General features: G+C 59.3%; 20 protein-coding genes. 14 read left to right on the top strand and 6 right to left on the bottom strand.

Annotation, left to right across the window (positions count from 1 at the left end):
* Positions 1-40: 40 nt before the first annotated feature.
* Positions 41-1,021, top strand: a complete 981-nt coding sequence (locus ACNA0I_RS07655; RefSeq protein WP_415805479.1) for a Bug family tripartite tricarboxylate transporter substrate binding protein — start codon at positions 41-43, stop codon at positions 1,019-1,021.
* A gap of 80 nt (positions 1,022-1,101) precedes the next feature.
* The gene (locus ACNA0I_RS07650) at positions 1,102-1,665 is read left to right on the top strand and encodes a putative glycolipid-binding domain-containing protein (protein ID WP_415805478.1); all 564 of its coding nucleotides are present in this window, start codon (positions 1,102-1,104) and stop codon (positions 1,663-1,665) included.
* A gap of 208 nt (positions 1,666-1,873) precedes the next feature.
* On the opposite strand, the gene ACNA0I_RS07645 is transcribed toward ACNA0I_RS07650, so the two are convergent.
* Entirely contained in the window at positions 1,874-2,284 is a 411-nt protein-coding gene (locus tag ACNA0I_RS07645; RefSeq protein ID WP_415805477.1) for a VOC family protein, read from the bottom strand.
* A 65-nt stretch (positions 2,285-2,349) separates the two neighbouring features.
* On the bottom strand, positions 2,350-2,847 hold the full coding sequence (locus ACNA0I_RS07640) for a hypothetical protein (RefSeq protein ID WP_415805476.1): 498 nt from the start codon (positions 2,845-2,847) through the stop codon (positions 2,350-2,352).
* A gap of 85 nt (positions 2,848-2,932) precedes the next feature.
* Here ACNA0I_RS07640 and ACNA0I_RS07635 point away from each other — a divergent pair, with 85 nt between their 5' ends.
* From ACNA0I_RS07635 to ACNA0I_RS07625, 3 genes are all read left to right on the top strand, one after another.
* A complete protein-coding gene (locus ACNA0I_RS07635) occupies positions 2,933-4,213 on the top strand; it encodes an NAD(P)H-binding protein (RefSeq protein ID WP_415805475.1) in 1,281 nt (426 codons plus the stop codon).
* 2 nt (positions 4,214-4,215) lie between these two features.
* On the top strand, positions 4,216-4,680 hold the full coding sequence (locus ACNA0I_RS07630; RefSeq protein ID WP_415805474.1) for a DUF2269 family protein: 465 nt from the start codon (positions 4,216-4,218) through the stop codon (positions 4,678-4,680).
* Between the two features lie 118 nt (positions 4,681-4,798).
* Positions 4,799-6,964: a hybrid sensor histidine kinase/response regulator gene (locus ACNA0I_RS07625; RefSeq protein WP_415805627.1), complete on the top strand. Its 2,166-nt coding sequence runs from the start codon at positions 4,799-4,801 to the stop codon at positions 6,962-6,964.
* Positions 6,965-6,968: 4 nt separating this feature from the next.
* On the opposite strand, the gene ACNA0I_RS07620 is transcribed toward ACNA0I_RS07625, so the two are convergent.
* Positions 6,969-7,862 carry an AraC family transcriptional regulator gene (locus ACNA0I_RS07620; protein ID WP_415805626.1) on the bottom strand — a complete coding sequence of 298 codons (894 nt, stop codon included), beginning with the start codon at positions 7,860-7,862 and terminating at the stop codon, positions 6,969-6,971.
* Between the two features lie 284 nt (positions 7,863-8,146).
* Here ACNA0I_RS07620 and ACNA0I_RS07615 point away from each other — a divergent pair, with 284 nt between their 5' ends.
* Positions 8,147-8,887 carry an SDR family oxidoreductase gene (locus ACNA0I_RS07615; protein ID WP_415805473.1) on the top strand — a complete coding sequence of 247 codons (741 nt, stop codon included), beginning with the start codon at positions 8,147-8,149 and terminating at the stop codon, positions 8,885-8,887.
* Between the two features lie 120 nt (positions 8,888-9,007).
* Positions 9,008-9,856, top strand: coding sequence for an SDR family oxidoreductase (locus ACNA0I_RS07610; protein WP_415805472.1), 849 nt, complete (start codon positions 9,008-9,010; stop codon positions 9,854-9,856).
* Positions 9,857-9,924: 68 nt separating this feature from the next.
* Here the strand turns inward: ACNA0I_RS07610 and ACNA0I_RS07605 are convergent, their stop codons facing one another.
* The gene (locus tag ACNA0I_RS07605) at positions 9,925-10,548 is read right to left on the bottom strand and encodes a LysE family translocator (RefSeq protein ID WP_415805471.1); all 624 of its coding nucleotides are present in this window, start codon (positions 10,546-10,548) and stop codon (positions 9,925-9,927) included.
* 170 nt (positions 10,549-10,718) lie between these two features.
* Positions 10,719-11,696: a Bug family tripartite tricarboxylate transporter substrate binding protein gene (locus ACNA0I_RS07600; RefSeq protein WP_415805470.1), complete on the bottom strand. Its 978-nt coding sequence runs from the start codon at positions 11,694-11,696 to the stop codon at positions 10,719-10,721.
* Between the two features lie 199 nt (positions 11,697-11,895).
* Between ACNA0I_RS07600 and ACNA0I_RS07595 the strand changes: the two genes are divergently transcribed.
* The 5 genes from ACNA0I_RS07595 to ACNA0I_RS07575 are packed head-to-tail and all read left to right on the top strand — an operon-like array spanning position 11,896 to position 16,918.
* Positions 11,896-13,062: a CaiB/BaiF CoA transferase family protein gene (locus ACNA0I_RS07595; protein WP_415805469.1), complete on the top strand. Its 1,167-nt coding sequence runs from the start codon at positions 11,896-11,898 to the stop codon at positions 13,060-13,062.
* Positions 13,059-13,778, top strand: coding sequence for an enoyl-CoA hydratase/isomerase family protein (locus ACNA0I_RS07590; RefSeq protein WP_415805468.1), 720 nt, complete (start codon positions 13,059-13,061; stop codon positions 13,776-13,778). The genes ACNA0I_RS07595 and ACNA0I_RS07590 overlap by 4 nt, the downstream gene beginning before the upstream one ends.
* Before the next feature lie 57 nt (positions 13,779-13,835).
* Complete coding sequence (locus ACNA0I_RS07585) at positions 13,836-14,669, top strand: CoA transferase subunit A (protein ID WP_415805467.1); 834 nt, start codon at positions 13,836-13,838, stop codon at positions 14,667-14,669.
* Positions 14,662-15,396 carry a CoA-transferase subunit beta gene (locus tag ACNA0I_RS07580; protein WP_415805466.1) on the top strand — a complete coding sequence of 245 codons (735 nt, stop codon included), beginning with the start codon at positions 14,662-14,664 and terminating at the stop codon, positions 15,394-15,396. Before ACNA0I_RS07585 ends, ACNA0I_RS07580 begins: the two co-directional genes overlap by 8 nt.
* Positions 15,397-15,418: 22 nt before the next feature.
* Positions 15,419-16,918, top strand: a complete 1,500-nt coding sequence (locus tag ACNA0I_RS07575) for a class I adenylate-forming enzyme family protein (protein ID WP_415805465.1) — start codon at positions 15,419-15,421, stop codon at positions 16,916-16,918.
* 47 nt (positions 16,919-16,965) lie between these two features.
* Here ACNA0I_RS07575 and ACNA0I_RS07570 read toward each other — a convergent pair whose 3' ends face one another.
* On the bottom strand, positions 16,966-17,715 hold the full coding sequence (locus ACNA0I_RS07570; protein ID WP_415805464.1) for an IclR family transcriptional regulator: 750 nt from the start codon (positions 17,713-17,715) through the stop codon (positions 16,966-16,968).
* A gap of 231 nt (positions 17,716-17,946) precedes the next feature.
* On the opposite strand from ACNA0I_RS07570, the gene ACNA0I_RS07565 reads away from it, so the two are divergent.
* Together ACNA0I_RS07565 and ACNA0I_RS07560 are read left to right on the top strand one after the other, a co-directional pair.
* Positions 17,947-18,444: an SRPBCC family protein gene (locus ACNA0I_RS07565; RefSeq protein WP_415805463.1), complete on the top strand. Its 498-nt coding sequence runs from the start codon at positions 17,947-17,949 to the stop codon at positions 18,442-18,444.
* The gene (locus tag ACNA0I_RS07560; protein WP_415805462.1) at positions 18,441-18,794 is read left to right on the top strand and encodes an ArsR/SmtB family transcription factor; all 354 of its coding nucleotides are present in this window, start codon (positions 18,441-18,443) and stop codon (positions 18,792-18,794) included. The genes ACNA0I_RS07565 and ACNA0I_RS07560 overlap by 4 nt, the downstream gene beginning before the upstream one ends.
* Positions 18,795-18,840 lie beyond the last annotated feature (46 nt).

The raw sequence follows: 18,840 nt of genomic DNA, 5'->3' as shown, positions 1-18,840 counted from the left end.
GGTCCGCACAGACGGGCATCGCTAAGCACAAGGGGAAATCATGAAATTAGCTATTCGTAGCGGTGTCGCGTGGCTGACGCTCGGCTGTGTTGGGATGATGCCTTTATCTGGCCAGGCAGAGCCCGCGCTGCCTTGGCCTGCCAAACAGATTACGTGGGTGGTAGGTTTTGTGCCGGGTGGCACAGCAGATGTGCTCACACGTGTGGCGGCGCAGGATCTCGCCAGCCGCACCGGTTTGAATGTGGTGGTCGAGAACAAACCTGGTGCCTCGGGCGCGATTGCGTTGCAACAGGTGGCGCGCAGCCAGGCTAGCGATGGTTATCTGCTCACGGTGCCCGGTCCGCTGATTTATCCGACGCCGCAGCCTGCGATTGGCAAAGAGCTCGCGCCGGTGATGCTGATGGCTCAAGGGCCGATGGTGATCGTGGGGCCATCGCAGCGCGCATTACCGACGTTGCGCGATGTGTTGGCGGATGCGCGTCAGAGACCTGAGAGTTGGAGCTATGGCAGTTCCGGTAACGGCACGTCGCAGCATTTGGCGGGCGAGTTGCTTAATCAGTATGCCGGTACGCACATCATGCACATCCCGTATAAGGGAGGCGGGCAGGCCGTTTCGGATGTCGCGGGCGGGCAGATTCCATTGGCTATTTTGGGCTCGGCGCCGGTACTGCCTCAAATCAAGGCGGGCAAGCTCAAGGCTTATGCAGTGACGACCAGCGTGCGATTGGATGCGTTGCCTGATGTGCCCACGGTGGCAGCGGCGGGGTTTGCGGGTTATGACGCCAGCCAGTGGTTCTCGGTTGCGGCATCGCCCGGCATTGATGCAACGGTGCTCGATCAATTGAATGCGGCATTACAGCAGACGGTGCGCTCGCAGGCGTTTCAAGCTGCGGTAAAGAACGCAGGGATGGTCGCAGGAGGCGGCTCGAGCGACGATCTGCAGAAATTTATCGCTGAGGACACGGCTAAATGGCAGAAGCTGCTGGATAGTGGGGCGGTTAAGTTGAAGGATGGGTCGTAGGTGTTCTCTATATTCTCGGAGACATCATCGACAGTTCATTCCAAGCTAGAATGCGCCAGTAATAAATGTGGAGTAGATCTATGTACACAGCTCTATGGACATGTTTAGACAAGAGCGGCCATGATGCTTGCCGAATTAGCAAAATCACTGACGGTTGGAGCATCGAAGGCACGGCGGTTTTTTGTCATCAGGGCGATGTGGCAAGTCTCTCTTATTGCCTGGTCTGTGATGATCGCTGGTGCAGCCAGTCGGCTTTGGTCAAAGGCTGGGTGGGGGAAAAAAACATAGAGATAAGCATCAGTCAGGACCCCGGTAGACGTTGGTCTATCAATGGGCTGCATGACCAGGCTTTTGAAGGCTTGTTGGATATTGACCTAGGCTTCACGCCGGCCAGTAATACCAATGCATTACGGCGCTTGAATCTCACGGAATCACAGACTGCGTCATCAATCGCTGTATGGTTGGATACGGAAGACTGGAAAGTAAAAAAGCTACCTCAGGAATACGCCCGTACCGGCCCCAATACCTACGACTATTCTTCCCCCATGCACGGCTATCAAGCGACTCTCAGAACGACGGATTTTGGGGTCGTTTCCGAATATCCCGGTCTGTGGAGGATGCTCAACCATATTGATGGCGGTTGATCAACTCATTTTCAAGCTGCTGAACGCGTGCTCAGATAGCTTTTCCTGCCAGGCGTTCAAGCTGCGGTAAACAACGCAGGGATGGTTGCGGGTGGTGGTTCGCGTGAGGATCTGCAGAAATTCATCCGAGGACACCGCTAAATGGCAGAAACTGCTGGATAGGGGGCGGTTAAGTTGACGGATGGACCGTAACGGTTCTCCGTGCCCTCTACACCGCAGGCCCTTTCAACTCGATTTGGTTTCCGTCGGGATCGAAGCAATAGATCGAAAGTCCGTCTCCTTCCGCGCCGTATCGCATCACGGCTTTGTCCGCGGTGATTCCGAAAGCTTGCAGATGCTCGAGGATGGCGGTTTCATCGAAGGGATCAACTCGCAGACAAAAGTGATCGACATTACGCCCCTCTTTTTCCGGGGCTGCGCCGCCTGCGGCACCTAATGGTCCTTGCACATCGACCAGATCGATCATGGACCCGCCCGCACCCAGATGAATCATGGCGTACTTGTCGTTCCTCTTCTTGACGGAACAGCCCAATACCTTCGTATAAAAGTCCACACTACGCGCCATATCCTGGACTCTGAGGACGACATGATCTAAGTGCTGAATCTGAAATATCGGCATGGTGGTCCTCCTGTGGCGAGACAGATAGCCAATCTTACTCGCTAAAAGCGGGTAGCCGGGACGTGTTATCGCGCTGTTTCCTTAGCGCGGTATTTAGCACTACGTCGCCAGCACAACGCACCAACGCCCATCGCAAGCCCAAAGGCCAGATAGACCACGCCTATCGTTGCGCGTGGCAGCCTGTGCTCGAAACCCGGCGTGAGGCGCGCGGGCGTCAGCCAGAAATCGACCAGGCAGGCGACGGCAGACGTAACCATAGCGCTGGTCATCACGGCACGAAGCGAATCGGCATTGGGCTTGTGTGCAGTCGCCTGGGCATGTAACGCCGCCCAGAATATCGATGCGCCGTGATGGACAACGTAGCCGATTGCGGTGTGGCGCATGGACGGCGCATTGACGTACAGCGCGGGTCTGCCCCATACCCAGTGACTGGTGGCATTGGTCGCGGAAAACGCGTGCCCGGTGTGGGCCCGACCACCCGCTATCAGCACCGCAGTAGAGACTACGCTGGCGGCTGTACCGGCACGCAGGCCCTCTGCCAGCGAGGTTCGCCAACTCGACATGGTTTCTCCTCCGTTTATGATGATGGGAACGGGGATTGCTGACACAACGCTCGCGGGACTGTCCATCTCTGCCGCGAGGAAAAACATGAAGATTCTCTTGACCGGCGCATCGGGCTTCATTGGGCGCCATATCCTGGCGGCCTTGACCGCGCACGGTCACGACGTGGTCTGTCCCGTGCGCGGAGTGGCTGTCAAGACTGATATTGGCAGAGCAAGCTTCGTGCCCGCACAGTTCGCGCGCATGACGCGCCCCGATGACTGGCTGCCTTGGCTCCATGGTGTTGACTGCGTTATTAACGCCGCGGGCGTGTTCTCTGCCAATACCCAGGAACTCGAAGCCGTGCACACGCACGCCCCACGGGCGTTGTTCGAGGCGGCGCGTGGTACGCGCGTGATCCAGATATCCGCCCTGGGTGCCAGCATCCAGGCCGAGACGGCCTTTTTGCGGACCAAAGCGGCTGCTGATGAGGCCTTGCGCCGTCGTGCCGGTTCTGCCTTTATCGTGCAGCCATCGCTAGTCTATGGACCTGGCGGCGCCAGTGCCGCCTGGTTTGAGCGCCTTGCGTTGATGCCCGTGCTGCTGTTGCCCTCCGGTGGACGGCAACTTATGCAGCCGGTGCACATCGACGACCTGGTCGCGGGAATCGTGTCGCTCATCGACACGCCCGTCGACGAGCCTGTCACCATTGCGTTTTGTGGTCCAACACGGCTGTCCATACGAGATTACTTGCAGGTGCTGCACGACGGACTAGGCAGCGTAGGCCGCCAGTATGTGATACCGGTGCCGATGGCCTTGTGTAAGGCAGTTGCGCCTATTGGCGAGCGTGGGAGCGGCGGACTATTGAGCCGCGATAGCCTCACAATGCTGGAACGAGGCAACGTCGCGGACCCTCAGCCCTTTGCGCGCCTGTTAGGCCGGCCCGCACGCGCCCCTGATCAGTTCATCGGCGAGCATGACAGCCGAGCACGTCACTCGCATGCGGTGCTGGGACTGACGCTGCCGACGATGCGTTTGTGCATCGCGTTCGTCTGGCTATGGACCGCTATCGTGTCGTTCGGCCTTTACCCTGCAGAGCAAAGCCTGGCGATGTTACGCGACGTCGGTGTGAGCGCGGCGCTCGCGCCCATGGCACTTTACGGCGCGGCCACGTTGGATCTATTGCTGGGTGTATTGACGCTCGCGTTGCGTGGCCCGGGGCGGCGTTGGCTCTGGCTGGCGCAGATCCTGTTGATTCTGGGGTACACGCTTATCATCACGGTGCGTTTGCCCGAGCAATGGTTGCATCCTTTCGGCCCCATGTCGAAAAACCTGCCAATGTTGGCCGCGTTGATGCTGCTCTGGTTCTACGACGCACGCAAGAGGTGAGCATGGACTACGTTTGGGTCAAACTGCTGCATATTCTCTCGTCAACGGTGTTGTTCGGCACAGGCGTGGGCACGGCGTTCTATCTGCTTTGTGTCGTGAGGCAGGGTGACGTGAGGGTGGTAGCGAGCGTGGCGCGCTTTGTCGTCATGGCTGACTGGCTCTTCACGGCGACAACTGCGGTGCTGCAACCGCTCACTGGCCTGTATCTGGTGCATCGCACACAGCTGCCGCTGACGACGCCGTGGGTAGCGTGGTCGCTGGGGCTCTATGCGGTGGCGATTGCCTGTTGGCTGCCGGTGGTGCGCTTGCAGATCCGAATGCGCGATAGCGCTCAGGCCAGTGCAACGAATGGGATGCCCTTATCCGCGGAATTTCAGCGCGTCTTCCGAGCCTGGTTTGTGCTGGGTTTCCCGGCGCTCGGTGCGTTCCTCGCCATCTTTGCTTTGATGGTGATCAAGCCGGCCTGAGTCCTGATGTGCAGCAGTCTTCAGGTCTGGTCCAATGTGAGACAGGGTGAAACAATTTTACTAATGATATCGTATTGATTCCGCATGCCCGGAATTACTGAGAATCGCATTGAAACAAGTGTCATCGAAATTCGAAAGTTTCACAGCCCTGGATGAGGAACACCGGCAAGCTCTGCTTCTCGTTGCATCGGGGGCGTCACTCAAGACGTGCCTGAACGCACTGACGCTCGCCGCTGGCCGGCTGATTCCTGGCACGCGCGCTTGCGTATTACTCGCCAATGCAGAGCTCACTGCGATGGACGATGGTTACTCATCCCATTTCCCGGCCGGTTTTGCCGCAGCGATCCGCGGTTTACCGATTGGCGAGGCCTTTATCGCCACAGCCGTGCACGAGGGGCGCCCGGTGGTGTGTGCCGATGTCGAAGGCGCATTGGAATGGGACAGATCATGGCGTGCGCTTTGTTTGGAGAACGATATCCGGGCGTATTACGCGCATCCGACATTTGGCCCAGGAGGCAAAACGGTCGGATTCTTCTGCCTTTGCTTTTCAGAGGCCAGGGAGCCTACCGCGTGGGAACAACGGGTGACAGAGTTCGGTGCGCTGGTTACTAGCATTGTGGTGGAGCGCGACGGTGCCGCAGCGCATCTGCGCAACGAAGTACGAGCACTTGCCAGGTTGCAGGAACTGAGCGCAGAGCTGGTGGGGCCTGGTGAGCTCGAGCCGTTGCTGAAAAAAATCCTGGCCGCTGCTGCTGACATCTCGGGGACGGACAAGGGAAACATACAGATCTTCGATCCAACCAAGAAGACCTTGCGGATCGCCGTGCACCAAGGTCTGAGTGCCCGATTTGTAGAGCATTTTGCACAAGATGGATGGGAGGCGAGCTGCGGGAAGGCGGCCAAGCAGGCCCGGCGGTTGGTTGTGGAGGATGTAGATCAGTTGATAGAGCTGAAAGGTACTTTGGGGCTCGAGATGATCCAGGGGGATGACATTCGCTCAATTCAGTGCACGCCTCTCATTAGCCGCAGCGGGCAATTGCTGGGCATGTTGAACAACCACTATCGCCAGCGCGGCGGCCCGCCCGCCGACGCATTGCGTTATATCGACCTCCTGGCACGGCAGGCGGCGGAACTCATTGAGCGTCATTTGGCGGAGTCCGAACTGATTCAAGAGCGCAAGCACAAGGACGAGTTTCTGGCCGTCTTGGCGCACGAACTGCGCAATCCGCTCGCCGCGTTGCACAACATGGTAGAAATCCAGAAACGTGCAGAGCGTGATTCCGGCGCTACGAAACGGGCGCGCGAGGGCATGGAGCGCCAGCTCAAGCACCTTGTCAGACTGGTTGACGATCTGCTGGATGTAAACCGGATCAATCGCGGCAAAATGGAGCTCCGCATAGAAACGCTCACCTTGGATAAGGTGCTGCAGCAAGCCGTCGAGTCATGTCGCCCCACGATAGAGCGGCTGGGGCATCGGCTGAGGATAGAACAATCGGCTGCTGCGACAATCCTTTTGGGCGATTCAGTGCGCCTCGCCCAGGTGTTCAGCAATCTGCTATCGAATGCCGCGAAATACACGCCGCCCGGTGGTGATATTGAATTGATTGCATGCACACAAGACAACAATGTGGAAGTCACCGTGCGGGACAATGGGTCGGGGATTCCGCCGGACCAGCTCGATAACATATTCGAGATGTTCACTCAGGTGGATCGGACCTTGGAACGCGCGCAAGGTGGCTTGGGCATCGGCCTGATGCTGGTTAAACAATTGGTTGAAATGCACGGTGGATCTGTGCAGGCGTATAGCGGTGGCCTGGGTAAAGGCAGTTCCTTTGTGGTTCGGCTGCCTGTGGCTGCGCCTCAGGACACGCCCGTGCCGGAATGCAAGGTCACGGGTCCGAGCGTTTCACGCCGTATTCTGCTGGTGGACGATAATCGAGATGCGGTTGAGTCGCTGGTCGTTTTATTGGAGATGGAAGGCCATCAGGTGCGCCTCGCATACGATGGCGCGCGCGCCATCGAACTTGCCGAAGAAATGCGCCCTGAGGTGATCCTGATGGATATCGGACTGCCTGGGATGAGTGGACACGAAGCGTGCCGCCGTATCCGTCAGCAGGAATGGGGCAGGCAGATGACCATCCTCGCATTCAGCGGTTGGGGGCAGACCGAGGATCGTCAAGCCTCGTTAGAGGCCGGGTTTGACACGCATCTGGCGAAACCGATTGATCTGGATTCATTGCTGGAGTTTTTGTCCAACGTCGAGTTTCGCAGTCATTCTGGTTGATCGGTCAAGCCCCAAAGCGCACTGCCGGCGAGAGCGAAAACGATTCGCGCATGTCACGTACTTCATCAACTGGCGTTCGCCCGAACAGGCGCTTGAACTCACGGCTGAACTGGGACGCGCTCTCGTAACCGACGCGTCCCGCTGCCGCCGCTGCAGTCACACCATCGCGAATCATCATCAGGCGTGCCTGATGCAGGCGGGTGGATTTGATGTACTGGATAGGAGATGTCTGAGTCACCGTGCGAAAATTGGCATGAAACGCAGGCACGCTCATGCCGGCTTCTTCAGCGAGACGAGTGACGTTGAGCGGCTTTGCATAATCGGTATGAATCCGGTTCAGCGCCCGCGCGACGCGCCCGAATCGGCCGTGATGCGCAAGCGCGGCGCGCATTGCCGCGCCTTGCTCGCCCGTGAGGACCCTATAGCAGATCTCTCGCACGATACTTGGCCCCAGGATCTGCGCGTCCAGTGGTTTCGTCAAAGCATCCAGTAACCGTAATGTCGCGACGGCAAGGTCGCCCTCCAGTCGAGTGGAAGTAATACCGATTGGTGATGCATCGGCCTGATGGCCGCTGGCGCCGATCTGTGTAATCAGATCGCTGAGTTCCAGCAGATCCAGGCGGATAGATACCGCAAGCAAAGGCTCCTCTGGCGAGGCTTGGGTTTCTGTGGAAAATGGTAATGGCACGGACAGCACGAGGTAGTGCTGTGCATCGTAGGTGTACACCGCATCGCCCAGGAATCCCAATTTGCGACCCTGGCAAACGATCACGATGCTCGGTTCATATAACACCGGCGTGCGTCCGAGCGGGCGATCCGACCGCATCAGCCGCACGTTGTCCAGCGCAGACTGGGTGTATCCCTCGTTGGGGGCGAGTTTCTCCAGCAGGTGGATCATTTTGGTCGAAGCGGGATTGCGGAGGTCAGACACCGTTCTTTCCTGTTGTTGCGACGGGGATCATTCTAGCGTCGCGATTCCGCGCGCGCTACCGGGGGCGATAGAAATAGGCAATGATGGCATCGGTCCATGTATTCGCCTGAGGGACGGATTTTTCTACCATTCTTTCACCGGCCAATGAATGAATATTGCTTCATGGCAGGCCTGAAACTGGTTCGGTGTGTGCGCGCTAATCGAATGCTGGCGTACACCGAAAGATCCGATCTCAAATAGGAGTATGCAAGATGGCAATCCCCTCTACTGAATCGAAAGTCATCCTGATCACCGGCGCCAGCAGCGGCATTGGCGAGGGTGCGGCCCGGTTGCTCGCTGCCCAAGGGCATCGACTCGTTATTGGCGCTCGCCGCACCGAGCGGCTTGTCGAGTTGACGAAGTCATTGCAGGATGCAGGAGGCATCGTCCAATACCGCGAACTCGACGTTACGGTGGCGGAGGATGCCGCTGCGTTTGCGCGTTTCGCACTCGAGACGTTCGGCCGCATCGATGTGCTGATCAACAATGCAGGCGTGATGCCGCTCTCGCCGCTGAACGCCCTAAAGGTGAATGAATGGGATCGGATGATCGATGTAAACATTCGCGGCGTGTTGCATGGTATCGCAGCTGTCCTGCCGACGATGGAGCAGCAGGGCCATGGCCAGATCATCAACATCTCCTCGATCGGAGGGCTTTCCGTATCGCCCACTGCCGCAGTCTACTGCGCCACGAAATACGCCGTTCGCGCCATCTCTGACGGCCTGCGCCAAGAGACGGACAAGATCCGCGTCACGGTGATCTGCCCGGGCGTCGTGGAATCCGAATTGGCTGAGACCATCACCGACGACACGGCGCGTGTAGCCATGCAGGCGTTTCGTCGCATCGCAATCACGCCGGATGCTATCGCTCGCGCTATCGCCTACGCCGTGGAGCAACCGGCCGATGTGGACGTCAGCGAGATCGTGGTGCGTCCTACTGCGAGTCCGTATTGAGTGCTTTCCCGGCTCGCCCGTGTCATGGCTCACGCGCATTTGAGTATTGCGTTGCCCTGACACGGTGTCTACATCGCTGCTATCCCACCATCACAACACATCCTGATCGAGGCCATCATTATGAAATCAACATCCCGTATCTGGTTCGTCACCGGCGCATCGAAGGGCGTCGGCCAAAAACTCGTCAAACATCTGCTTGATCAAGGCCATCGTGTGGCCGCAACATCGCGCACCGCAACTGCATTGACGAAAGCGTTCGGACAGCCATCCGACAATTTCCTGCCGCTCGAAGCAGACCTCACTAACGATCGAAGTGTCGAACAGGCAATTACGCAGACCGTGCAAACATTCGGCGGCATCGATGTGATCGTCAACAACGCGGGTTATGCGCAGCAAGGCACGATCGAAGCCCTGTCGGACCAAGAACTACGTCAGAACTTCGAAGTTAATTTCTTCGCGCCGGTGCTCGTGCTGCGGCACGCGCTGGCACATCTGCGCGCGCAACGCAGCGGACACATCATCAATATCGCATCCATCGTGGGTTATCAGGGTGGCTATGCCGGCTGGGGCAGTTATGTGGCGAGCAAGTTTGCGCTTGCCGGGTTGACTGAATCGCTGGCTGCAGAGGTTGCGGAACTAGGCGTTCACGCCACGGTGGTTTATCCCGGACCTGTACGCACCGATTTTCTGTCCAGCGGCGCATTAGCCGTGGCCAAGCGGCAGATCGACGATTATGCCGAAGCCAAGGCCTCGCTAGATCTGCATCTGGACACGCTGCATGGCCATCAGGCCGGAGATCCGGACAAACTCGCTTTGCTGATTATTCAGGCAGCCAGCGTCGAGGCGCCGCCGCTGCATTTGTTTGCCGGGAAAATTGCCAATGAACTGGCTGCCGCCAAATCCTCTGCAGTCCAAAAAGACCTGAACGCGTGGAAGGGCTCGTCGGAAGCCACCGATTTCGTGGATTGATAGGAGATAAACGCGCGCCAGCGGTACCTGGGTAGTGTGAAGTGCCCGGTTTGATAGTGTGTCGCTGGCTAACGACTGCTGGCCAACCGAATCCCCAGGCCCACAAGCGCCGCACCCATTACTGCATCGACTACGCGGCTCACGCGTGCATAGATTGATCGCACCCGTCCCACGGAAAAGAATGTGGCGAGCAATCCCAGCCACCCGGCCGTTATCAAACCGACCAGCGCAACCACGCTGACATACACCCATGTGGGGGCGCCGACCGGTAGTACGGTCACGAACAGAGTGGCAAAGAAAGTCGCCGTCTTTGGATTCGTGATGCCGACCAAGAAGCCCTGGCGCCATGCTTGCAACGCCCCAATTCGAGGCACATCATCCACACGTGGCTCGCCGTTCCTGGCTTTGAACGAGGCTATCAGCATCCGCGTGCCGAGATAGATCAGGTAAGCCGCGCCTGCCAGGCGGATGGCTTCATACAGCCAGAACAGCTCCTTGATAAGCAACCCAAACCCTAGGATGGCCAGGGCTGCCCAGACGACGACTGCGCACGCGATGCCCAGGCCAACGAACACACCTGATCGACGGTCGTTCAAGGCATTCGACGTGACGGCGACGAAGTCCGGGCCGGGGCTGATGCAAGCCAGTAGCACGATGCCGGACAGCGTGAGCAATTGATATAGATATTCCATGAATCCAACGCGAGAGGTGATTGATCGGAACTCGGCGATGCGCCAATTGGCGTAGATAGAACCTTACCATTGCCATAGCGTTGCTTGTGCGAGGTCGCAGGTGCGCGCATGGCGGGCGTTTCCTTTCTCGCGCCGGATTTGATTTGAGCCGGGGTGACCTGGCTGGTCAATCATTTCTTGGCAGTGCGGGTGGCCGAACGGTTCACAACGGCTGCCCATTTTTTCAATTCGCCAGATACCACCTTGTCAGTCTCGGCAGGTGATGTGGGCGTTGCTTTCGCTCCTAGTTTGGCAGCGCCTTCGCGCAGTTCAGGCAGTGCACCGGCTTTCTGCATGGCCATGGACATTTTTTCGATGGCTTGAGGCGGCGTGCCGGTCGGGGCCAGCAGGGCATAGGTCGTGGCAACTGCATAGCCCTGGACACCTTGTTCGGCGAGCGTTTTGACGTCGGGCAGGGCTGGGGCGCGTTCAGCGGTGGTGACACCGAGAATGCGAATCTTGCCGCTGGCCAACTGGGGCATCAACGCAGGCAGCGTGTCGATCACCATATCGATCTGGCCGCCGAGCAGGTCGGTGACGGCCGGGCCGCTGCCGCGATAGGGAACGTGCAGGATGTCGGTGCCGGTGATTTGTTTGAATAATTCACCGGCCATGTGCTGCGAGCTGCCGTTGCCGGCCGAACCGATCGACAGTTTGCCGGGGCGCGATTTAGCCAGGGCGATCAGCTCCTGCACGGAATTGGCCGGCACGCTGGTGTTCACCGCCAGTGCCATCGGCATGGTGATGGCAACAGAGACTCCCTTGAAATCCTTTACGAAACTGTAGTTCTGTTTGTCGAGCAGCGAGGCGTTGATCGCGAGGCTGCCCAGCGCGCCCATGAGCACGGTGTAACCATCGGGCGTGGCGCGCGCGACGGCCTCGGCGCCTACCTCGCCACCCGCGCCGGCTTTGTTTTCCACGACGACGGTCTGCTTGAGGAAATCGCCCATGTGCTGCGCGTAGAGGCGCGCAGCGACATCGGTGGCACCGCCGGGCGGGTAGGGGACGACCATTCGAATAGGGCGATCGGGCCATTCGGCCGCGTGGGCGGCGGGCATCAGTGGGCCGCTGATGGCAGCGGCGAGCAATAGCAACAGGGTCTTGACCATGGTGGTTTGTCTCCGATGTGTTTCTTATGGCGCAAAGTTATGTGCCTTTCTATGTTTCCCAATATATAGGATATAAATCCCAAATTTGGCTTAACAAGAATCGCATGTGATGCTATTCTGGTCAAGCATTGATCGACCACCCCAGGGTTTTATGGGATTCGATGTATGAAAATCAGGATTTAAAAAACGAAGAGGCAACATGGATCACAAGCAAGCATTGGCCGGTGTGCGTGTCATCGAGGTGTGCAACGTGGCCGCAGGACCGTTCTGCGGCATGCTGCTCGCGGATATGGGGGCCGATGTCATCAAAATCGAACATCCCGAAGGCGGCGACACGCTCAGGTCGTGGCCGCCCCTCAGTGATGGATATAGCGAAAACTTCGCATCGTTGAATCGCAACAAGCGCTCGGTCACTCTCAACCTCAAGGACGCAGGCGATGTCGAACTCGCGCGCCGGTTGATCGACGATGCGGATGTGCTGTTGGAAAACAACCGCCCTGGCGTGATGGAGCGCCTCGGCCTGGGCTACGAGGCGCTGGCGGCTCGTAATCCACGTCTCATCTATTGCTCGATCTCTGCCTATGGCCAGACCGGGCCGCGTTCGCAAGAGGGCGGCTTTGATCTCACCATTCAGGCCATGAGCGGCATCATGAGTGTGACGGGCGAGCAGGGCGGTGCACCCGTGAAATGCGGCGTGCCGCTGGCGGATTTCACGGCTGGCCTGTATGCAGCGACGTCGATCTCGGCTGCGCTGCGTGTGGCAGAAAGTACCGGAAAGGGCACGCATCTGGATGTCGCCATGCTTGGCGTTACGCTCGGCATTGCTGCGCTGCAGACCTCGGAATATTTCGGCAGCGGTAAAGACCCGCAGAAACTCGGCTCTGCGCATCCGCGCAATGCGCCGTACCAGGCATTTCGCTGCCGTGACGGATATTTCGGAATGGCCGCCGGCAACAATGCGCTATGGCGGTCGGTGTGCGAGATCATCGGTCATCCCGAACTCGTCGAGGATCCGCGTTACGCCAGCACCACGCTGCGTGCACGCAACCAGGACGAGTTGCGCGAATTCCTCGAGGCGCTCTTCGTGCAGGACGACGGTGCCAATTGGCTGCAGAAGTTCCGCGCGCGCGGCGTGCCGTGCGCGCCGATCAACAGCTACTCAGAGGTACTGACCGATCCTCAGGTCGAGCACATGGAATGGGTGCGCCCGCTGGAGCTACCCAACGGCGTGCAGACCAAGACATTCGGCGCGCCCGTGCGCATTGGCGGCGCTAGCGCGCCTATCCGCATGCGTCCGCCCAGCCTGGGAGAACACACCGAGGAAATTCTGGGCACGTTGCGTAATGCGGACAAGGTGTCGCCATGAGCGCGCTCGTCGATGTGAAATATCAGGATGGCCTGTGCCGCATCACATTGCAACGACCCGAAAAGATGAACGCATTGTCGGCCGAATTGGTCGAGGGCCTCATCGACGCAGTTGATGAGGCGCATGCCCGGCACAGTGAAGCCATCGTGTTTCAGGGTAACGGCAAGAATTTCAGTGCGGGCTTCGATTTTGGCGGTTATGAGGAACAGAGCGAAGGCGATTTGCTGCTGCGATTTGTACGCCTGGAACAGCTGCTGCAGAAAGTAGCGGCGTCGACTGCGCTCACTCTGGCGCTGGCTCATGGCAGAAATTTTGGCGCTGGCGTGGATCTGTTCGGTGCCTGCCGGTTGCGCGTGGCGACACCGGATGCGAGCTTTCGTATGCCTGGGCTGAAGTTCGGCCTGGTGCTGGGCACGCGCCGCTTTGCGGCCGTGGTGGGTGCACAGACTGCGCATGACGTGCTGATTCATACTCGTACCTTTAATGCCGAGTCCGCGCTGCAAATGGGATTTGCCACGTCGTTGGCCGAGATAGGCGAATGGGACGCGGTAGCGGCTGCTGCGCATGTCAGTGCGCGTGAGCTCAGCGCCAGTGCACGTCAGCAGCTGCACGCAGTGCTGGGTGGCAGCGAGAGCGACGCTGACCTCGCCAGCCTGGTGCGCTCGGCCGCTGCGCCGGGGCTAAAGAGCCGTATACGCGCCTACTTGAATCCTTAGGCAGACTTTGCCGCCTATGCTGCCGGCGAGCAGCGAGGCTTATCTGGAGTGAGACAAATGACATCAGGCTTTAACCAATCCGGTAAACAGATGGCTTTGGCCGAGCTGGCAGCCAAAATTTCCGACGGCGCGTCAGTGGCGCTGGGCGGCAGTTTTCTGCATCGCGGTCCGTTCGCGTTCGTGCGTGAGCTGATCCGGCAGCAGCGCCGAGATCTGGAGATCATCAAGCAATCCCCAGGGTACGACATTGATATTCTGTGCCGCGCTGGCGTGGCCTCTCGGGCGCGTGCAGGTATCGTCGCGATGGAAGGCAACTTTGGCCTCGCGCCGTGGTATCGCAAGGCGATCGAACGCGGTGAACTCAAACTCGAAGAGCACGCGTGCGCCAGTTTGACCGCCGGTCTGCGTGCGGCCGCTTTCGGTGTGCCGTTTATGCCTTGCGGTGGCCTGCATGGCAGCGATCTTCCTGCCTTGAATAAATGGACATTGCTCGATGACCCGTATGGCAGCGGCGCCAGTACCTATCTGATTCCCGCAGTGAAACCGGACTTCGCGGTGCTGCAGGTTTCTGAAGTCGACCGGCTCGGTAATGCGCGTGTCTATGGCACTGCGCATTGGGACCGCATCATGTCGCGTGCAGCAGGCACTGTACTGGTGGTGGCCGAGAGGCTGGTGGAAACCGCTGTGTTCGAAGACCAGCCAGAGGCGACACTGCTGCCTTATTTCATGGTGGAGGCGTTTACCGTGTTGCCCGGCAGCGCATGGCCCGGCTCTTGCACGCCGTATTACGACATCGACTATCCGGCGGTCGAGCGCTACATGAATAAGGAAGGCTCGCTGGAGGCCCACATGGCCGAAGCCCCCGAGCTCAAGGAGACTCTGCATGTCTGAAGCCTTTTCCCCGTTCGAGCACGTGGTGCTGGGTCTGGCGCGGTTCATCCGTCCGAATGAAATCACCTTCAGCGGTGTGAACTCCACGCCGCCCATGCTGGCCTGCCTGTTGGCCAAGCGCGCCTACGATTTCGATTTCATTTACATCAACGTGGCGGGTGGAGTGGACCCGCGGCCCGATTCGATTCCGATCTCGAGTTCCGACCCGCAGCTTGCGGCACATACCGCATCGATTTTTTCTAACGAAGATTTCTACGACCTGTGTACACGTGGCAAGATGGATCTCACCTTTCTAGGGGCGGCGCAAATCGATGGTGAAGGGTGCGCCAATAATTCTTGCATTGGCGATTGGCATCAGCCCAAGGTGCGTCTGCCCGGCGGTGGCGGCGGTGCGGTGATGCTGCCGACTGCCCGGAGAGCCTGCACGTGGCGTACTGAGCATTCCACGCGGACCTTTGTGCAGAAGCTCGACTTTCGTACTTCCTGGGGCGGCTTTCACGGTGTGGCTACCCCCATTGCCATCTTTATCAAGCGCGACGGCAGGTTGGCTTTGCAGTCGTGGCATCCAGAGTCCAGCCTCGAGGAGGTGCGCGAGCGCACTGCTTTCGACTTCGACGCAACGGGCGCTGAACCTACACCTTTCCCGACAGATGCGGAGCGTGCCGCTTTGGCAGCGCTCGATCCGGACGGCACATTTGAACGCGATGCCAATGTGAAGTTGCGCTGAGACGAGAGCCCGGGGGACAACCATGAATGCGATCTCGAGCCTGCCGCAGGTCTGGCAGTGGGTGTGGCGTGCGCCGGAATTTCAAGACCAGCTTGCGTTGGTCACAGAAGAGCGCAGCTGGACCTATCCGCAACTGGATCACGATGTGCGTGTGCTGGCTGGAGGGCTTCGGCGTGCCGGCGTACAGCAGGGAGACTACGTTGCCTTGGCATTGGAACGCGGCCCCGCGCAAGTGCTGATGTTGCTGGGCTGCATCGCCGCGGGTGCGTGTCCATGTCCGTTGGAACCGCGTATTGCGGCAGAGGAAACTGCGCGCCGCGTGCAGGCGGTGGGGCTGCGTTGGATCGTGCATGACGATGAGAATGCGGCTGGTGCAAAGGCGTCTGGGTTGCCCGCGCGGCATGTGTTGCCATTCGGGGATTTGCAAGGCGCCGCAGCGTTCTGGGCGGAAAATCCCGAACCGGATCAGGTCGCACTATTGCTGTTCACGTCTGGCAGCACTGGCAAACCCAAGGGCGTGCTGCTGGCGCATCGCGGGCTGGCGCTCAACGCCCAGGGCGTCATCGTCCACACGGCGCTGACAGCAGCAGACGTATTGCTTCATCTGATGCCGCTGCACCATACCAATGCCATCAACAATCAAGTCTTTGCGCCGCTGGCCTGCGGGGCGACGATTGCGTTGGCCGATCGCTTTCGCGCCGAGGCCTTGCCTCATGTGTTGTCGCGCTTTCGGCCGACCATCCTCACCGGCGTGCCCACGATGTATGCACGCATGCTGCAGCAAAAAATCTCGCCGGACGCATTCGCTCGCCTGCGGCTGATGCGCTGCGGTTCGGCGCCGATCACACCGGCGCTGCATCGAGAGATCGAGGCCTTCACGGGCTGCGAACTGGTGGTCTCCTATGGTCTATCCGAAGCGACCTGCACGTCCACGATGAATCCGCCAGGCGCGCGCCGCATCGGAAGCGTCGGGACAGTGCTGGCTGGTCAGCAAGTTGCCCTGCTTGATGCCGTTGGTGCGCCTGTGCCGCCAGGAGGCGAGGGCGAGATATGCATCGGCGGCGATGCACTGATGCTGAAGTATCTGGGCCACGATGGGGATGATCCAGTGCGCGATGGCTGGCTGCATACCGGCGATCTCGGCCGTTTCGATGCCGAGGGCTACCTCACGATTACTGGCCGCATCAAGGAGGTGATCATCCGTGGTGGGGAAAATATCTCGCCCAAATTGATCGAGGACGTGTTGGCATCGTTTCCTGGTGTCGCAGCATGTTGCGTCGTGGGTCAGGCAGATGATGATCTCGGGGAAGTGCCCGTGGCCGTGGTTGTGGCGGATGCAAATGCGCCTCTCATCGACGAAGCGGCGCTGCGCGCCACAGTTCAGGAACGGCTCGGTCGTATCTATGTTCCGCAGAACGTGTACCGGTGTGACGCGTTGCCAGAAAATGCGGTGGGCAAGATTGATCGCAAGGCGGTCGCCAAATGGGTGGAAATCCAGCGCCAGACGGCCGTTGTGTTGTGAGGCCAGAGGGGCAGCGACAGCCGACAGGTATGCCGGCCATCTATTCGTCAGGGAGCCTTGTGTCCAAGCGCTGCCGAAATACCAGCAGCACAGGCTTTGACGTCGGCGGCCAGTTCCTTGGCTCGGCCTAACGACAGCCGGTCCAGCGGTCCGGAAATGCCTATCGCGGCCACGACATCGTCCAGGGCGTTGAAGATCGCCACGGCAACGCCGCCCACGCCATCTCGCCATTCTCCCCGGTTCAAGGCATAGCCGACGCGTACTGCACGCCGCAGGTCCTCTTTCAGCAAGGGCAGCGTGGTGATGGTGGCGCCCGTGTGGCGGTTCAGCGATTCTGCGTACGCTTCGAGATAGCCCTCGGGCTGATGGGCGAGCAGTGCCTTGCCCGTGGCCACGGCATACGCGGGCGCCCGGCCCCCGATCATCGAATAGGCACGGATAGGTTGCGGGCTATCGATTTTGTCGATATAGACGACTTCGATGCCGTCGAGCACAGAGAGGTGAACGGTTTCGCCGGTGTCAGCCGCCAGCTTGCGCATGGCCGGGCCCGCGATTCTGCGCAGGTCCAGGTTGCCGAGCTGGCGCGCAGCGAGTTCAAACAGGCGGATGCCGCCACGGTAGCCAGTGCCTTCGTCACGCTCGATGTAGCCGGCGTGCATCAGCGTCTGCAACGTCCGGTGTGTATTGCTGCGGGTCAAGCCTACCCGGGCCGCCAGTTCCTCGATCGTGCGCGACGGATGCTCCACGTCGGTAACGGCTTCGAGAACGGTGAGGCCTTTGAGTAGCGTCTTGTCCATGCTAATTTCCTGAATATTGGGAAAACAGGGGCATTTTACACAGGGCGTGTGCGTCACCGAGGCGGCTGAGCGTGCTCCTGGGCGAGGGGACGTAGGCCCTCGCGTGCGGTCGTATCGCGAGCTGGATAGAGTGTCCCATTTGATAGGAACTAAAACTCAAAAGGCGGCGCATATAGAGTTTGCGACGCAGAGCATACGGAGTTATAGTTTATGCAACCTGGAGGTTGCGTAATGAATCCTACCCCTGACTACATCGAAAAGCGAATCGTCTTGCGTGCTCCCCGCGAGCGTGTGTGGCGAGCGGTCACTGAGGCGAAGCAATTCGGCACCTGGTTCGGGGTCGAGTTCGATGGCGAGTTTGCCACCGGGACTCGGCTGACCGGCCGGATCGTCCCGACACAGGTTGACCCCGAGGTCGCCAAGCTGCAGCAACCCTACGTTGGGATCCCGTTCGAATTCCACATTGAGCGGATCGAACCGATGAATCTCTTTTCCTTTCGCTGGCATCCGGGCGCGACGGACCTCAACAAAGACTACTCAGCCGAACCGATGACGCTTGTCGAGTTTCGTCTGCAAGACGTCGAGCAAGGTACGCTGCTGGTGATCCGAGAATCCGGGTTCGACGCCATTCCGCTCGAGCGCCGCGCCGAGGCATTCACGGGCAACGAAGGCGGCTGGACGCATCAGTTGAAGCTCATCGAGAAATACCTGGATCAGTTTTCATCGTGAGCCGTGCGTCGACGGCTGCCGCACAAAGGCTGATCAGTACGGCGCCAGTATTTGCTGCGCTCGGAGATCCGGCACGTCTGCGTATCGTTGCCAAGCTGTGCGACGCAGGTCCGCTATCGATTGCGCTGCTCACGCAGGGCGCGAATATTTCGCGCCAGGCTGTCACAAAGCATCTGCATGCGTTGTCGAACGCAGGCCTGGTACGTAACGAACGAAGCGGTCGCGAAAGCGTGTGGCGGCTCGAGCCCCGGGGGCTGGTGCAAGCTCAACAATATCTCGATCAGATTTCAGCGCAATGGGATCAGGCGCTCGCGAGGCTCTCAGCGTTTGTAGAACGCGACGAATTCTGATTACCGCTTTTTCGCACCGCGTATTCGCTACGCGTGAACTACGGAC

The organism is Bordetella muralis (assembly GCF_965139205.1).
Classification (GTDB): domain Bacteria; phylum Pseudomonadota; class Gammaproteobacteria; order Burkholderiales; family Burkholderiaceae_B; genus Bordetella_A; species Bordetella_A muralis.
Note: the sequence above shows the minus strand (reverse complement) of the source record. Positions and strands in the feature narration are given on the sequence as shown.

Coding starts and splice junctions, on each gene's coding strand:
- ACNA0I_RS07620 (WP_415805626.1), bottom strand. CDS start 7,862: ATGATCCACCTGCTGGAGAAACTCGCCCCCAACGAGGGATACACCCAG.
- ACNA0I_RS07595 (WP_415805469.1), top strand. CDS start 11,896: ATGGATCACAAGCAAGCATTGGCCGGTGTGCGTGTCATCGAGGTGTGC.
- ACNA0I_RS07655 (WP_415805479.1), top strand. CDS start 41: ATGAAATTAGCTATTCGTAGCGGTGTCGCGTGGCTGACGCTCGGCTGT.
- ACNA0I_RS07580 (WP_415805466.1), top strand. CDS start 14,662: ATGTCTGAAGCCTTTTCCCCGTTCGAGCACGTGGTGCTGGGTCTGGCG.
- ACNA0I_RS07605 (WP_415805471.1), bottom strand. CDS start 10,548: ATGGAATATCTATATCAATTGCTCACGCTGTCCGGCATCGTGCTACTG.
- ACNA0I_RS07570 (WP_415805464.1), bottom strand. CDS start 17,715: ATGGACAAGACGCTACTCAAAGGCCTCACCGTTCTCGAAGCCGTTACC.
- ACNA0I_RS07650 (WP_415805478.1), top strand. CDS start 1,102: ATGTACACAGCTCTATGGACATGTTTAGACAAGAGCGGCCATGATGCT.
- ACNA0I_RS07635 (WP_415805475.1), top strand. CDS start 2,933: ATGAAGATTCTCTTGACCGGCGCATCGGGCTTCATTGGGCGCCATATC.
- ACNA0I_RS07630 (WP_415805474.1), top strand. CDS start 4,216: ATGGACTACGTTTGGGTCAAACTGCTGCATATTCTCTCGTCAACGGTG.
- ACNA0I_RS07610 (WP_415805472.1), top strand. CDS start 9,008: ATGAAATCAACATCCCGTATCTGGTTCGTCACCGGCGCATCGAAGGGC.
- ACNA0I_RS07590 (WP_415805468.1), top strand. CDS start 13,059: ATGAGCGCGCTCGTCGATGTGAAATATCAGGATGGCCTGTGCCGCATC.
- ACNA0I_RS07640 (WP_415805476.1), bottom strand. CDS start 2,847: ATGTCGAGTTGGCGAACCTCGCTGGCAGAGGGCCTGCGTGCCGGTACA.
- ACNA0I_RS07645 (WP_415805477.1), bottom strand. CDS start 2,284: ATGCCGATATTTCAGATTCAGCACTTAGATCATGTCGTCCTCAGAGTC.
- ACNA0I_RS07565 (WP_415805463.1), top strand. CDS start 17,947: ATGAATCCTACCCCTGACTACATCGAAAAGCGAATCGTCTTGCGTGCT.
- ACNA0I_RS07615 (WP_415805473.1), top strand. CDS start 8,147: ATGGCAATCCCCTCTACTGAATCGAAAGTCATCCTGATCACCGGCGCC.
- ACNA0I_RS07585 (WP_415805467.1), top strand. CDS start 13,836: ATGACATCAGGCTTTAACCAATCCGGTAAACAGATGGCTTTGGCCGAG.
- ACNA0I_RS07575 (WP_415805465.1), top strand. CDS start 15,419: ATGAATGCGATCTCGAGCCTGCCGCAGGTCTGGCAGTGGGTGTGGCGT.
- ACNA0I_RS07600 (WP_415805470.1), bottom strand. CDS start 11,696: ATGGTCAAGACCCTGTTGCTATTGCTCGCCGCTGCCATCAGCGGCCCA.